This window comes from Streptomyces barringtoniae, from assembly GCF_020819595.1.
Taxonomy (GTDB): Bacteria; Actinomycetota; Actinomycetes; order Streptomycetales; family Streptomycetaceae; genus Streptomyces; species Streptomyces barringtoniae.
In genome coordinates, this window is record NZ_JAJHNP010000001.1 from 507,530 (window position 1) to 521,059 (window position 13,530).

Annotated in this window: 15 protein-coding genes; 9 read left to right on the forward strand and 6 right to left on the reverse strand. The window is 70.9% G+C overall.

Annotated elements, in window-relative coordinates:
* Positions 1–291 (reverse strand): hypothetical protein, encoded by a 291-nt coding sequence (locus tag LMU33_RS02095; protein ID WP_228616759.1) that lies wholly within the window; start codon positions 289–291, stop codon positions 1–3.
* Positions 292–325: 34 nt separating this feature from the next.
* On the opposite strand from LMU33_RS02095, the gene LMU33_RS02100 reads away from it, so the two are divergent.
* A complete protein-coding gene (locus LMU33_RS02100) occupies positions 326–1,000 on the forward strand; it encodes a protein-L-isoaspartate O-methyltransferase family protein (protein WP_228616761.1) in 675 nt (224 codons plus the stop codon).
* Between the two features lie 51 nt (positions 1,001–1,051).
* Here the strand turns inward: LMU33_RS02100 and LMU33_RS02105 are convergent, their stop codons facing one another.
* Positions 1,052–1,801 carry a PP2C family protein-serine/threonine phosphatase gene (locus LMU33_RS02105; protein WP_228616763.1) on the reverse strand — a complete coding sequence of 250 codons (750 nt, stop codon included), beginning with the start codon at positions 1,799–1,801 and terminating at the stop codon, positions 1,052–1,054.
* Between the two features lie 196 nt (positions 1,802–1,997).
* Positions 1,998–3,329, reverse strand: coding sequence for a cytochrome P450 (locus tag LMU33_RS02110; protein ID WP_228616765.1), 1,332 nt, complete (start codon positions 3,327–3,329; stop codon positions 1,998–2,000).
* 165 nt (positions 3,330–3,494) lie between these two features.
* Between LMU33_RS02110 and LMU33_RS02115 the strand changes: the two genes are divergently transcribed.
* The 3 genes from LMU33_RS02115 (at position 3,495) to LMU33_RS02125 (ending at position 6,001) form a co-directional block, all read left to right on the forward strand.
* Positions 3,495–3,854 (forward strand): DUF6204 family protein, encoded by a 360-nt coding sequence (locus tag LMU33_RS02115; RefSeq protein WP_228616766.1) that lies wholly within the window; start codon positions 3,495–3,497, stop codon positions 3,852–3,854.
* Positions 3,855–3,898: 44 nt separating this feature from the next.
* Positions 3,899–4,342, forward strand: a complete 444-nt coding sequence (locus tag LMU33_RS02120; RefSeq protein WP_228616768.1) for a MarR family winged helix-turn-helix transcriptional regulator — start codon at positions 3,899–3,901, stop codon at positions 4,340–4,342.
* A gap of 219 nt (positions 4,343–4,561) precedes the next feature.
* Positions 4,562–6,001: a hypothetical protein gene (locus tag LMU33_RS02125; protein WP_228616770.1), complete on the forward strand. Its 1,440-nt coding sequence runs from the start codon at positions 4,562–4,564 to the stop codon at positions 5,999–6,001.
* Here LMU33_RS02125 and LMU33_RS02130 read toward each other — a convergent pair.
* On the reverse strand, positions 5,998–6,426 hold the full coding sequence (locus tag LMU33_RS02130) for a pyrophosphohydrolase domain-containing protein (protein ID WP_228616772.1): 429 nt from the start codon (positions 6,424–6,426) through the stop codon (positions 5,998–6,000). The genes LMU33_RS02125 and LMU33_RS02130 overlap by 4 nt on opposite strands.
* 106 nt (positions 6,427–6,532) lie before the next feature.
* Here LMU33_RS02130 and LMU33_RS02135 point away from each other — a divergent pair, with 106 nt between their 5' ends.
* Positions 6,533–7,531, forward strand: coding sequence for a TAXI family TRAP transporter solute-binding subunit (locus tag LMU33_RS02135; RefSeq protein ID WP_228616774.1), 999 nt, complete (start codon positions 6,533–6,535; stop codon positions 7,529–7,531).
* A 194-nt stretch (positions 7,532–7,725) separates the two neighbouring features.
* Here the strand turns inward: LMU33_RS02135 and LMU33_RS02140 are convergent, their stop codons facing one another.
* Both LMU33_RS02140 and LMU33_RS02145 read right to left on the reverse strand, forming a co-directional pair.
* On the reverse strand, positions 7,726–9,129 hold the full coding sequence (locus tag LMU33_RS02140; protein WP_228616776.1) for a sensor histidine kinase: 1,404 nt from the start codon (positions 9,127–9,129) through the stop codon (positions 7,726–7,728).
* Between the two features lie 9 nt (positions 9,130–9,138).
* Positions 9,139–9,825, reverse strand: coding sequence for a response regulator transcription factor (locus LMU33_RS02145; protein ID WP_228616778.1), 687 nt, complete (start codon positions 9,823–9,825; stop codon positions 9,139–9,141).
* Positions 9,826–10,113: 288 nt separating this feature from the next.
* On the opposite strand from LMU33_RS02145, the gene LMU33_RS02150 reads away from it, so the two are divergent.
* From LMU33_RS02150 to LMU33_RS02165, 4 genes are all read left to right on the forward strand, one after another.
* Positions 10,114–10,890, forward strand: coding sequence for an amino acid ABC transporter ATP-binding protein (locus LMU33_RS02150; RefSeq protein WP_228616780.1), 777 nt, complete (start codon positions 10,114–10,116; stop codon positions 10,888–10,890).
* Between the two features lie 79 nt (positions 10,891–10,969).
* Entirely contained in the window at positions 10,970–11,803 is an 834-nt protein-coding gene (locus LMU33_RS02155; protein WP_228616781.1) for a glutamate ABC transporter substrate-binding protein, read from the forward strand.
* Between the two features lie 78 nt (positions 11,804–11,881).
* Positions 11,882–12,547: an amino acid ABC transporter permease gene (locus LMU33_RS02160; protein ID WP_228616783.1), complete on the forward strand. Its 666-nt coding sequence runs from the start codon at positions 11,882–11,884 to the stop codon at positions 12,545–12,547.
* Complete coding sequence (locus LMU33_RS02165; RefSeq protein ID WP_228616785.1) at positions 12,544–13,434, forward strand: amino acid ABC transporter permease; 891 nt, start codon at positions 12,544–12,546, stop codon at positions 13,432–13,434. The genes LMU33_RS02160 and LMU33_RS02165 overlap by 4 nt, the downstream gene beginning before the upstream one ends.
* Positions 13,435–13,530 lie beyond the last annotated feature (96 nt).

Here is a 13,530-nt window from a genome sequence, read left to right on the forward strand (position 1 = left end):
TCAGGTCTCCATCACGGCATCGCAGTCCGGGCAGACCAGGGAGGCGTGCTCCGGGGGATACCAGGGGGCTCCCGGCTCCTCGGAGGGCTTCCAGTCGGCCGTCTCCATGGCGAAGGTGTCCTTGCCGCAGAGGGTCCGCGGCCCCGTGGCCGTGTGCGACCCCGGCGCCACCGGTGCCGCGTGCACCTTGCGGACGCGCCGCTCCGCCCCACCCGTCGGTCTGGTGGAGGAGCCGACGGGAGAGCCGGCCGCGCCCGGCCTGTCGAGTTCGTAGACGACGATCTCGCTCATGCCTCCACCGTAGGCGCCGTCACCGGGTGGTGGGGTGAACCAGGCCGTGAACGCCGTACCCGGAGAACCGGACGATCTCGTGCGGGCCCTCACGGCCGCCGGGGTCGGGGACGAGCGGCTGCTCGCGGCCGTGCGGGCGACGCCCCGGGCGGGATTCGTCCCGGCCGATCAGCTGGCTGCCGCCTACCGGGACGTACCCGTTGCCATCGGGCAGGGACAGGTCACCACGCAGCCCTCGCTGTCGGCGATGATGATCGAGGGTCTCGGTCTGGACGGGTGCGAGCACGTCCTGGAGATCGGTACGGGTCTGGGCTTCCAGACCGCTCTGCTCGCCCGGCTGGCCGCGGACGTGGTCAGCATCGAGATGCGGCCGGACATAGCCCGCCGGGCGCGCGCGAATCTCGCCCGCCAGGGCGTGCGGAACGTGGAGCTGCGCATCGGCGACGGCAGCGGCGGTGTGCCGGACCGGGCCCCGTACGACGCCGTCCTCGTGTCGGCCGCGTTCCCGGAGGTGCCCGCGCCGCTGACCGCACAGGTGCGCCCGGTCGGCCGCCTGGTGCAGCCGATCGGGCCGGGCGGACACGAGCAGGTGGTGTGCTTCGAGCGCACGGCATCGGGGCTGGTGCGGTTGCGGGTTCTGACCTCGGCCTACTTCGTCCGGTTGCAGGGACGGTACGGCTTCCCGCCGGACGAGCCGGGGGTGCGTTGAGGTGTTCCGTCGGTCTTGAGGTGATCTTTGAGGTGTTCCTTCGGCCTTGAGCTATTCGTCGGCGACGCGTACGACCGCCAGCGTGATGTTGTCGGGACCGCCCGCGGCGATGGCCGCCTTCCACAGCTCGAAGGCAGCACGGCCGTCGTCGTGCTCCCGCATCACGTCGTCCAGCACATCGGCGGGCAGCGGATCGGTCAGACCGTCGGTGCAGATGAGGTAGCGGGCGCCGGGAGACAGGGATTCGGTCGTCACATGGGGGTGAACGGCGCGGTAGGAGGGGCTGCCGCCCAGGCACTGGGTGACGATGGACGTGGTGTGCTGCCCGGGTTCGAGCGGGGGGCTGTCGTCGACGCTCACCTGGCGCAGCCCGTCGCGGGAAGCGGCGTAGACCCGGCTGTCGCCCACGTTGAACACCAGCAGCGAGCCGGGCTGCACGACGATGCCGGCGACGGTGGTGCCCATGGCGGCCAGCTCGGTCTCCTCCTCTCCGCCGGCGGCCGTGTACACGGCGCGGTTGCAGGCGTTCAGGGCAGCGCGGAGGGTGTCCTCGCTGCCCAGGGTGGGGCCGGCGGACGCGATCCGGCGGGCGACCAGCGCGCTGGCCAGGTCGCCGCCGGGATGCCCGCCGAGCCCGTCGGCGACCGCGACGACGAGAGGCGTGCCGATCGGGAAGACCAGGGTCTGCGGACTCTCCGTCACCGTGGCGCACAGGGTCCACGGCCCGGCCACGAGGCTGTCCTCGTTGCGTTCGCGGAGCAGCCCGGGATGACTCAGCGCGCTCACAGCCACGTACCGCATGGAACGCCACCGCCTTCCCGGACGGGCCACGGCAGTCGGTCGGCTCGCTGCCCGTCGGCTCGCTGCCCGCGGCTCCAGGGTAGGCGCTCACCGGACGAGCCGGGCCGTGTCGAAGCGCTTGCGCGCCCTGGGCGGCCGAAGGCCGGCCGACCGCTTCAGGTCAGGTCCGGTCGGTTCGGTTCAGGTGCTGTTCAGGTCAGCGGAGCGGTGGTGCCAAGGACGCCGTGACGGGGCCGTCGGGACGGACGGTGAAGCCGTACTCCGCCCGGGTGGGCGTGGAGTGGAAGGACAGCGTGTGGAGCGGCAGCAGGCTTTCGAGGAGAACGGTCGATTCCCGGAGCGCGAACTGGACGCCGAGGCAGGCGCGGGGGCCGATCCCGAAGGGGAGGTAGGCGCCCGGGTGGGCGGGCCGGCCGGCCGGGAGGGTGAAGCGCCGGGGGTCGAACCGCTCGGGGTCCGGCCAGAGTTCGGGGTCGCGGTGCGTGAGGTAGGGGCAGACCAGGATGTCGGTGCCGGCCTCTACGGTGTAACCGGCGAGGGTGTCGTCCTCGGTGGCGTGGCGGGGCAGGATCCAGGCGGCCGGATACAGCCGTAGCGTCTCGTGGACCAGGGCCTGGACGGCCTGGCGGCGCTGCGCCGAGCCCTCGCCGCCCGCGGCCAGAGCCTGTTCACGGGCGGCGGGGTACTGGTCTAGGAGCAGGTAGAGCCAGGTCAGGGTGGTGGCGGTGGTCTCGTGCCCGGCCGAGAGCAGCGTGACCAACTCGTCACGGATGAGCCGGTCGGTGTACTCGGGGTGCTCGTCGGCGGCGTCGATCAGGACGTGCAGCAGGCCCGGGCCGTCGGGGCCGGCCGCCCCGGCGCGGGCGATGCCGATGGCGTGCCGGGCGACGGCGTCGATCCGGGCGAGATCGGCGGCGACGGCGTCCTGGGCGCCGGTGACATCCGCGGGCAGCGTCGGAAGGGCGGCCGCCACGGCGGTCACGGCCGCCAGTTCACGCTCGGTGCGGTCGTCGAGGGCGTGCCCGGTGAGAGAGCGCCAGATGGCGTCCAGGGCGAAGCGGCGCATCTCGCGCACGACGTCCAGGGTCTGTCCGGTACGCGCGTACCCTGCCCAGCGTCCGGCGGTGGTCCGGGCGGCCTCGTCGATCCGCTGTTGGTAACGCCGCATCCCGGTGCCGGTGAACTGGGCCTGCAGCAAGCGTCGTTGCCGCTTCCATGCCGCACCCGTGGCGGCGAGGACGCCGTCGCCGATCAGCAGCCGGGCGCGGTGGGAGCGTTTGACGTACCGCTCGGGGTGCCGGGCGAGCACGTGCTGGACCGCCCGCGGGTCGGTGACGAGAACGGTGCGGGCCGGCCCGAGGCGGAAGGCGGCGACGCCACCGCAGCGCTCGCGCACCTGCGACAGCAGCTCCACCAGCTCGCCGCCCGCCGAACGCCACCCCTCGACGAGTGCAGGCTCGGCCTCGGGCACCGGCCGCCCCGTTCCCGGAACGCGCGGAAGGGAGCCGGGACCGGCTTCGATGTCCACGTTCTCTTCTCCTGGTCGATCGCCGGACGTGGTCGCACGGATCGCGCAGCACGGACACGGACTGTACGGGAGGAGGCACAGTTGGTGACACCCCGTCCAGGGGGAGCCCCGACACGTTCGGAAACCCGGTGGAGACCGGGAGACCGCCACGCCTAAGGTCGCGCAATGAGCACTCGCACGTTCCGGATCACCGTCCGCGGCGCCTTCGACGGCCTCACCGACGCCCAGCGGGCCGAACTGCTGGCCGACGCCGCCGAACACGACGTACTGCGCGCCGCGTTCACCCCCGGGGGCAGCCTCACCTACGACATCGCCGCCCGGCCGGCCTTCGTCTTCCGTTTCTCCGACACCGGGGAGGAAGAGGAGGACATTCTTGAGGCGACCGAACGGGCCGAGGAGGCGGCGAAGGTCTGGCTGACCGAGCGCGGCTACGGCTTCAAGAACCTCCGCTCCACCGCCGAGGACCTCTCCCAGGCGCCGATGGGCAAGCGGCAGCGACGTGCGGCGCGTTCGAGCGGGGCATAAACTTGAGTACTCAAGGAGTGGGCAATGAGCGGGGGTGAGCGGCCGTGAGTGACGCCCTGGACGCGGCACTGCGACTGCTGCGGGCCCAGGCAGCGCTCGTGCGGCGCTTCGACTCCCGGCTGAGCGCGCTGCACGGCGTGAGCCTCGCCGACTTCACCCTGCTGCTGCGGCTGAGCCGGGCGCCCGGCGGCGGTATGCGGCGGGTCGACCTCGCCGAGGCACTGGGTCTGACGGCCTCCGGGGTCACGCGCGGGCTCGCGCCGCTGGAGCGGATCGGGCTGGTGACCCGCGAGGCGGATGCGCGGGACGCGCGCGTGGCCTACGCGTCGCTGACCGGGACGGGCCGACGGCGGCTGAAGGAGATGCTCGCGACGGCCGAGGAGACCGCCACCGAGGCCTTCGCCGCCCCCGCGCTGAACGCCGAGGACATCACACAGCTGTCGTCCCTCCTGACCCGCCTCGGCGGCACCGGCCTGGCCGGCCCCTGAGCCCGGGCGAGGCTCCTGGCATCACCGGCTTTGAGCCTCACCCTGACGCGAACTCGCCGTGGCGCAGGTCACCTTGAGATGTGGCCGGATTGTGTGGGGTCCCTACGTAAAGACATGGCATGCTCATGGCTCGTTCACGAGTTACCGGCCGGTTCTACCGCCAAGTAGCCAGTTCGTCCGGTACCTCTCTGCCACCCCCCACTTCACACAGGACCGACCATGCGCAGACGCATGCGGCACAGACGTGCCCTGCTGCCCGCCTTCGCCGTGACCACCCTCTTCCTCGCCGCGGCCTGTTCCTCGCCCGCCGCACAGGCCGGGCCCTCGGCGACCGCCGGGCACGGCCGGCAGCTCGAGGCCGCCGACCGGCCCGCCGACGGCACGGACCACTCGCTCGCCGTCGCCGCCGCGCCCGCCACCACCGCGACCGCCACGACCGCCACGGCGGGGCCGGCCGGCTCCGGGCCGCGGGCACACAGGACGGCACTCGCCATCGGCTCGTACGACAGCCGCACCCGGCGGGCCGTCCTTGCCGACAAGCCCGTCCGGCACGGGAGTTCGGCTGCCTCCTCCCCCGCGGCCTCCCCCACCCCCTCCGGCGCCCCGTACAAGGCCGCCGTCGGCGACGTGATCGCCAGTGCGCCCGCGCCCGGGGCACCGGACGGGCTGCTCGCCAAGGTCACCAAGGTGATCGGCCGGACGGACGGCGGCACCGAGGTGCAGACGGAACCGTCCACCCTCAACGCGCTGCTCGGCGACGAGACGGCGAAGGGCGCCGTACCGGTCGACCCCTCGTCCTTCACCGTCGACAAGCTGCTGCCCGGTGTGAAGGTGTCCTGGGCGAAGACCGGTCACGCGCACGCCGGGCCGAAGGGTGCCACGGTGCCGCTCGGCAGCCTCCGGCTCGACGTGAGCGCCGACATCCCGACGGCCCAGAACACGCCGGTCTCCGCCGCCGCCTCGGTGAACGGCTTCGTCCAGGTCGCCCCGCAGGTCGACTTCGCCTACGGCGGCGCCGGCAGCGACGCCCCGCCCGGCTCCGCCTACCTCGGCGTGTCGGGCGACTGGACCTCCGGCTGGGCGGTCAAGGGCCGCGCCGCCGCGGCCACCGGCACCCCGCTGCGGATCCCGTTCGCCAAGCTGCACGCCGACCCCGTCCTCCAGGTCGGGCCCGTGCCCGTCGTCGTCAACCTCGACCTGACCGCTTACGTCCAGATCAGCGGCGACGGGCGGGTCACCGTCGACGTCGAGCAGAACCTCAAGGGCGACTTCAGGGCGGGCGGCACCTTCGGTCTGTCCAAGGGCTGGACGCCGGTCAGCTCGTCGGACATGAAGAGCACGCCCGTGCGCGCCTCCGTCACCACCGCGGGGACCGTGAAGACGGCGCTCGGGGCCGAGGCCTCGGTCGGCCTCTACGGCGCCGTCGGTGTCACCGCCGACCTGGCTCCGTATCTGCGCGGCGAGGCCTCCGGCACGGTCACGGCCTCCTCCGACGGCGGCGGGGCGAAGGCCGAGGGCGCCTGGGGCGTGTACGGCGGGGTCGACCTGTCCGGGACCCTGCGGCTCCAGCTGTCCGTCTTCGGCACACCGGTCATCCAGCGAAGCATTCCGCTGGGCGCCCTGAACCGCGAGTGGAAGCTGGCGGGCGGAACCTTCTAGGCGCTCGCCTGCGCAGAACTGTCCTGCGCCGCCGGTATCCAGCCCTGGCGGCGCAGGACGGACGACACGTCCGGCGCCCGGTAGTGCTCCCCCTTGAGTACTTTGCCGTCGGCCCGGCGGGCGACCTGTCCGTCCGGGCCGAGCTTGCTCATGTTGGCCCGGTGGATCTCGGCGATCACCTGGTCGAGGTCGATGCCGTGGACCAGCGCCGTGCCGTACGCCACGTAGACCACGTCCGCCAGTTCGTGCGCGAGCTTGTCCAGCGGGCCGTCGACCGCGACCTCGGCGACCTCCGCGGCCTCCTCGGCGAGCAGTTCCCCACGGTGCGCGGCCAGTTCGGGACCCACCTCGGTCGGCGTGGTGCGGGCGTCCAGGCCGAAGGCGAGGTGGAACTCCCGGACGAGGTCGGCGGGCGAAGTACTCATGCCGACGACTCTAACGGCCACCACTGACAGAGCCCTCCGTCCGCCTCCGGACCACGGAGTGACCCCGGCCTGGTCAGCGTCCCGCCCGGCCTGGCAGGATCGCCGCATGTCCAAGGTGTTCCCCCGTATCAGCAGGCGCCGGGTGCTGCCGGCCGCGGCCGCCGGTGCCGTGGTGCTCGGGCTGCTGCTGTGGTGGCTGCTGCCACTGGGCGAGACGCCGCCGAGCGGGACGATCGTCTTCAGCACGGGCACGCCCCGTGGGGTCTACCAGGAGTACGGCGAGCGGCTGCGCGCCGAGTTCGCCAAGGACATGCCCAACCTGAAGGTGAAGCTGCTGAACAGCGCCGGCTCGCAGGAGAACGTGCAGCGGGTGGCGACCGGCAAGGCCGACTTCACCATCGCGGCGGCCGACGCGGTGGAGGCGTACGAGCTGCGGCACGGCAGCGGCGCCGGGCGGCTGCGCGGGGTGGCCCGGCTCTACGACGACTACGTCCAGCTCGTCGTGCGCAGTGACTCGGACATCAAGAACGTGGCGGACCTGCGGCACAAGCGGGTGGCGACCGGGCTGCCCGACTCCGGGGTACGGCTGATCGCCGACCGGGTGCTCAAGGCCGCCGGCATCGACCCCCACAAGGACATCACCCCGGTCGCGGACGGCATCGACACCGGGCCCGACCGCCTGGAGCAGCGCAGGATCGACGCGTTCTTCTGGTCGGGCGGCCTGCCCACCAAGGGACTTGTCGCGCTGGCCCAGAAGTCGGCCTTCAAGTTCGTGCCGATCGAGGGCGACCTGGTCACCAAGCTGCACGGCCAGGGCGAGGAGGCGCGCCACTACCGGGCCACCAACATCCCCGAGTCGGCCTACCCGGCCGTGCAGCAGGGCAACGAGGTCCCGACGATCGCCGTGTCCAACCTCCTGATGACCCGCGCGGACATGGACCCCAGGCTCACCGAATGGGTGACCCGCACGGTCATCAAGAGCCGCGACGACATCGGCGCCCATGTCCACTCCGCCCAACTGGTCGATCTGCGCACCGCCATCTACACCGATCCGCTGCCCCTCCAGGAGGGTGCGCGCCGCTACTACGTCTCGATGAAGCCGTAGCGGGGGCGGACGACCTCCCACCGGCCGTGCCAGGCGGGCCATGCCAAGCGCACCGTGCCGAGCGGGCCGAGCCGGGCACGGACAGTGGGGCCCGGTGGCCGTTCCCCACGAGTCCCGCCGCCGAGCCGTGCCTCTCGAGTCCCGCCGCCGCGCCGTACCCCGTGCCCGACCCCCGGCTCAGCCCCGGCCCCCGGTCACGGCTCCGCGTGCCTGGGCACCGTCACCGTCACCCGCAGCCCCCGCGGCTCATGGTGGGCGTAGTCGATCGAGCCTCCGCCCGCCGTGAGCAGCGTGTGCACGATGGACAGGCCGAGGCCCGAGCCCTTGATGTTCTGGTGACGGCCGCTGCGCCAAAACCGGTCGCCCACGCGCGCGAGTTCCTCGTCGGTGAGGCCGGGCCCGGTGTCGGTGACGACGACCGTGGATCTGTCGCCGTCGGCGGCGACGGCGACCTCCACCGTGCCGCCCTCGGGGGTGAACTTCACGGCGTTGTCGATCAGCGCGTCCAGCGCGCTGGACAGGGTGATCGGGTCCGCCCAGGCGGTCGTGGGCGGGCACTGACCGGTCAGCCGGACCCCCTTGCTCTCGGCGGCCGGAGACCAGGCGGCGATCCGCTCCTCGGCGAGGGCGCCGATGTCGGTCAGTCCCAGGTCCGCCTCGGCGTGTTCGGCCAGCGCCAGGTCCAGCAGGTCGTCCAGGACCTGTGCGAGGCGCTTGCCCTCGGTGCGGACCGAGGCGATCTCCTCGTTGTCCTCGGGGAGTTCGAGGGCGAGCAGTTCGATACGCAGCAGCAGCGCCGCGAGCGGGTTGCGCAGTTGGTGCGAGGCGTCCGCGACGAAGGCGCGCTGCTGTTCCAGCACGTCCTCGACGTTGTCCGCCATCTCGTTGAACGAACGGGCGAGCCGTCTGAGTTCCGGCGGTCCGCCGCCGACCGCGACCCGCGACTTCAGCCGTCCGGTGGCGATGTCGTGGGTGGTGGCGTCGAGGACGCGTACCGGTCTGAGCACCCAGCCGGTCAGCCGCAGCGCCGCGCCGACGGCGAGCAGCATCGCCGCGATCTCACCGGCCCCGATGATCAGCCAGCCGCGCAGGGTCCGCGACCGCATCTGCCCGGTGGGCGAGTCGGTGACCACGACCGCCACGACGTCGCCGTCCCGAATCACCGGGGAGGCCACGATCAGCCGACTGCGCTGCCAGGGCCACACCTGCCGCGGGTCATGGCTGCGCCGGCTGAGCAGCGCCTCCTCGAACGCCTCCCGCACCTCCCCCGTCCGCGGTACGAACCAGTCGTCGGGGGCGTTGACCATCGCCGAGCCGTTGCGGTAGAAGACGCCCGCGCGGATGCCGTAGACGCCGTAGTAGCTGCCGAGTTCGCTGCGCAGGGCCTCCAGGCGCTCGTCGGTGCTGGTGCGGCGCGATCCGCTGGGCCCGTCGGTGACGAACTGGGCAAGTGCCGCGAAGCGTGCCGTGTCGTCGATGCGGTCGACGACGACCTTCTGCTGCTGCGCGGCGGCCAGGCTGATGGCGAGCGGCAGCCCGAGGGCGAGGAGGACGGCCGCCATCAGGATGATGAGCAGCGGCAGCAGACGTGCGCGCACCCGTCCCCGCTAGGCGGCCGGGGCGACGAGCCGGTAGCCGACGCCGCGTACGGTCTCGATGAGTGCGGGCATGCGCAGTTTGGCGCGCAGGGAGGCGACGTGCACCTCCAGGGTGCGGCCGGTGCCCTCCCAGCTGGTACGCCAGACCTCGCTGATGATCTGCTCCCGCCGGAAGACCACTCCGGGGCGCTGCGCGAGCAGGGCGAGCAGGTCGAACTCCTTGCGGGTCAGTTGGACAACCGAACCGTCCACGGTGACCTGCCTGGTGGGCAGTTCGATGCGTACGGGACCGAGGTGCAGGGCGCCCTCGCCGCCGGTCGCCGGGTCCTCGTGGACGGTGCGCCGGCTGACGGCGTGGATACGGGCGAGCAGTTCCCCGGTGTCGTAGGGCTTCACCACGTAGTCGTCGGCACCCAGGTTGAGCCCGTGGATGCGGGAGCGGACGTCGGAGCGGGCCGTCACCATGATCACCGGGGTGCTGGTGCGTTTGCGGATCTTGCCGCAGACCTCGTAGCCGTCCTGGTCGGGCAGGCCCAGGTCGAGCAGGACCACGCCGAAACCGTTGCCCTCGGGGACGAGCGCCTGCAGGGCCTCCTCGCCGCTGCGGGCGTGGGTGACGTCGAAACCGTGTCGCGCGAGTACGGCGGACAGGGCCGCGGCGACGTGGTTGTCGTCCTCGACGAGCAGCAGTCTCATCCCGGCCCCCTCCGGTTCAGCGGTCGTACGGTCTGGGTTCTCGCGCGTCCTGTATGCCACGCGCGCGTGCACCATGGCAGTCACGCCGATGGATAAGGACGGCGTCAAGAGGGTTCCGGTTGCCCGTCGCTTCCGTTATCCGGCCGATACGCATCGGGCGGCAGGTGCTACCACGCGTGTCCGATTGCTATCGGATCGTGATGCTCAGATCTCCCTCAGATGTGATGACGCAGGTCACAGCCGCTCACTACTGTCCTCCGAAACCGAGGAGGACGGAGCCCGAGAGCGATGACCAATGTATCGGTGACCAAGGAAGACGTGGTCACGTCCGACGAACTGGTCGTCCTGAAGAGCGTCAACAAGCACTTCGGCGCGTTGCATGTGCTCCAGGACATCGACCTGACGATCGCCCGCGGCGAGGTCGTCGTGGTCATCGGGCCCTCCGGGTCCGGAAAGTCGACCCTCTGCCGCACCATCAACCGCCTGGAGACGATCGACTCGGGCACCATCGCCATCGACGGCAAGCCCCTGCCCCAGGAGGGCAAGCAGCTTGCCCGGCTGCGGGCGGACGTCGGGATGGTCTTCCAGTCCTTCAACCTCTTCGCGCACAAGACCGTGCTCGAGAACGTGATGCTGGGGCAGCTCAAGGTCCGCAAGGCGGACAGGAAGCAGGCCGAGGAGAAGGCCCGGGCCCTGCTCGACCGGGTCGGCGTGGGCACCCAGGCCGACAAGTATCCCGCCCAGCTGTCCGGCGGCCAGCAGCAGCGCGTCGCCATCGCGCGGGCACTGGCGATGGGCCCGAAGGTCATGCTCTTCGACGAGCCGACCTCCGCCCTCGACCCCGAGATGATCAACGAGGTCCTCGAGGTCATGCAGCAGCTCGCCCGGGAGGGCATGACGATGGTGGTCGTCACCCATGAGATGGGCTTCGCACGATCGGCTGCGAACCGCGTGGTCTTCATGGCCGACGGCCGGATCGTCGAAGAGGCTGCGCCCGACCAGTTCTTCAGCAACCCGCGCAGCGACCGGGCCAAGGACTTCCTGTCCAAGATCCTGCACCACTGACGGCGCAGGCCCCGCCCCACGCCCCTGGGTCGCCTTTTCCAACGGACCTCGTTCCGCACCACTTCAAAGGATGTTCACCATGAAGCTCCGCAAGGTCACCGCCGCCTCGGCCGCCGTCCTCGCCCTCGCCCTGTCCGCCACCGCGTGCGGCGGCGGCAAGAAGGACGACAACGGCTCCGGTGGCGGCAAGAAGATCGCCATCGGCATCAAGTTCGACCAGCCGGGCCTCGGCCAGCAGACCCCGCAGGGCTACGCGGGCTTCGACGTGGACGTGGCCACCTATGTCGCCAAGAAGCTCGGTTACAGCGCGAACCAGATCGAGTGGAAGCAGTCGAAGAGCGCCGACCGCGAGACCATGCTGCAGCGCGGTGACGTCGACTTCATCGCCGCCACCTACTCGATCACTCCGGAGCGTGAGCAGAAGGTCGACTTCGCGGGACCGTACCTGCTGGCCCACCAGGACGTGCTGCTCCGCGCGGACGACACGAAGATCAAGTCCCCGGCTGACCTGAACGGCAAGAAGCTGTGCTCGGTGGCCGGCTCGACCTCGGCGCAGAACCTCCACGACAGGCTGGCTCCCAAGGCCGACCTCGTGACGTACCCGACCTACTCTGCCTGTCTGGGGGGTCTGCAGAGCGGCGCCATCGAAGCCCTCACCACGGACGACTCGATCCTCGCGGGCTACGCCGCCCAGGCCCAGTTCAAGGGCAAGTTCAAGCTCGGCGGCTTCAAGATGACCAACGAGAACTACGGCATCGGCGTCAAGAAGGGCAGCCCCCTCAAGGACAAGATCAACAAGGCTCTTGAGGAGATGGTCTCCGACGGCTCCTGGGAGGCGGCCGTGAAGAAGAACTTCGGCCCGGCCGGCTACAAGAACGAGCCCGCCCCGAAGATCGGCGACATCAAGAGCTGAGGCAACGCCCCGCCGGTGCGCCGCCCCTGAACACGGCGGCGCACCGGGGCATCCCTACACGCGGAAGCGCGGGAGATCGTGTTCGACTTTCTTGACAAGTACGACGTGCTGGGCGCCTTCTGGACGACAGTGCAGCTGACACTGCTGTCGGCCGCGGGCTCCCTGGTCTGGGGCACTCTGCTGGCCGCCATGCGGGTGGGTCCGGTGCCGCTGATGCGGGGTTTCGGCACCGCCTACGTGAACATCGTGCGGAACATCCCGCTCACGGTGATCATCCTCTTCTCCTCCCTCGGCCTGAACCAGAATCTGGGCATCAGCCTCGGTGCGAATGACTTCGACACGATCAACTTCCGGCTGGCCGTGCTCGGTCTGATCGTCTACACCTCGGCCTTCGTGTGCGAGGCGATCCGGGCCGGCATCAACACGGTGCCGGTCGGCCAGGCGGAGGCGGCGCGGGCCATCGGCCTGAGCTTTCCCCAGGTGCTGGGGCTGGTCGTGCTGCCGCAGGCCCTCCGCGCGGCCGTCGGTCCGCTGACCAACGCCCTGATCGCGCTGACGAAGAACACGACGGTCGCGGCCGCGATCGGCGTGGCGGAGGCGGCCTTCCTGATGAAGAAGATGATCGAGAACGAGGCGGAGCTGCTGGCGATCTCCGCGGTCATCGCCTTCGGGTTCGTGTGCCTGACCCTGCCGACCGGTCTGATCCTCGGCTGGGTGGGCAAGAAGGTGGCGGTGAAGCGATGACCTCGGTCCTGTACGACGTCCAGGGACCCCGTGCCAAGCGGCGCAACGTCCTGTACACGGCGGTCTTCCTGATCGCCCTCGCGGCCGTCGCATGGTGGGTGTACAAGTCGTTCGACGACAAGGGACAGCTGGCCTGGGCCCTGTGGAAGCCCTTCTTCAGCGGCACCGAGGCGTACACGACATACATCTGGCCCGGTCTGCAGAAGACCCTGGAAGCGGCGGCCCTGGCGATGGTCGTCGCCCTTCCGCTCGGTGCCGTCCTCGGTATCGCCCGGCTCTCGGACCACCTGTGGGTGCGCGTCCCGGCCACGATCGTGATCGAGTTCTTCCGCGCGATCCCCGTCCTGGTCCTGATGATCTTCGGGCTCGCGCTCTTCGCCCAGTACACCGACGTCAGTTCGGACGACCGTCCGTTCTACGCGGTCGTCACCGGACTGGTGCTGTACAACGCGTCGGTGCTCGCGGAGATCGTCCGCGCGGGCATCCTCGCCCTGCCGAAGGGACAGTCCGAGGCGGCCCTGGCGATCGGCCTGCGCAAGGGGCAGATGATGCGGCTCATCCTGCTGCCGCAGTCGGTCACCACCATGCTCCCGGCCATCGTCAGCCAGCTGGTGGTCATCGTGAAGGACACCGCCCTCGGCGGCGCGGTCCTCACCTTCCCCGAACTGATGACCTCGGCCAACACGATGGCGGGCTACTACGGCAACATGATCGCCTCACTGACGGTGGTGGCCGTGATCTTCGTGGTCATCAACTTCTCCCTGACCTCGTTCGCGAGCTGGCTGGAGGGCCGGCTGCGACGCGGCAAGAAGTCGACCGGGGCGGTGCTCACGGTCGAGGACACCGTGGGTGTCGCGGGCCACGCGGGAACGGGAACCGCCGCCTGACACCCGGTCAGGGCCGAAAGCATCACCCGGAGGCAGTGGCGTGATCGCCACTGCCTCCGTTCGCTTGACGCAAACTCTGCCAATGGGTTGCATACG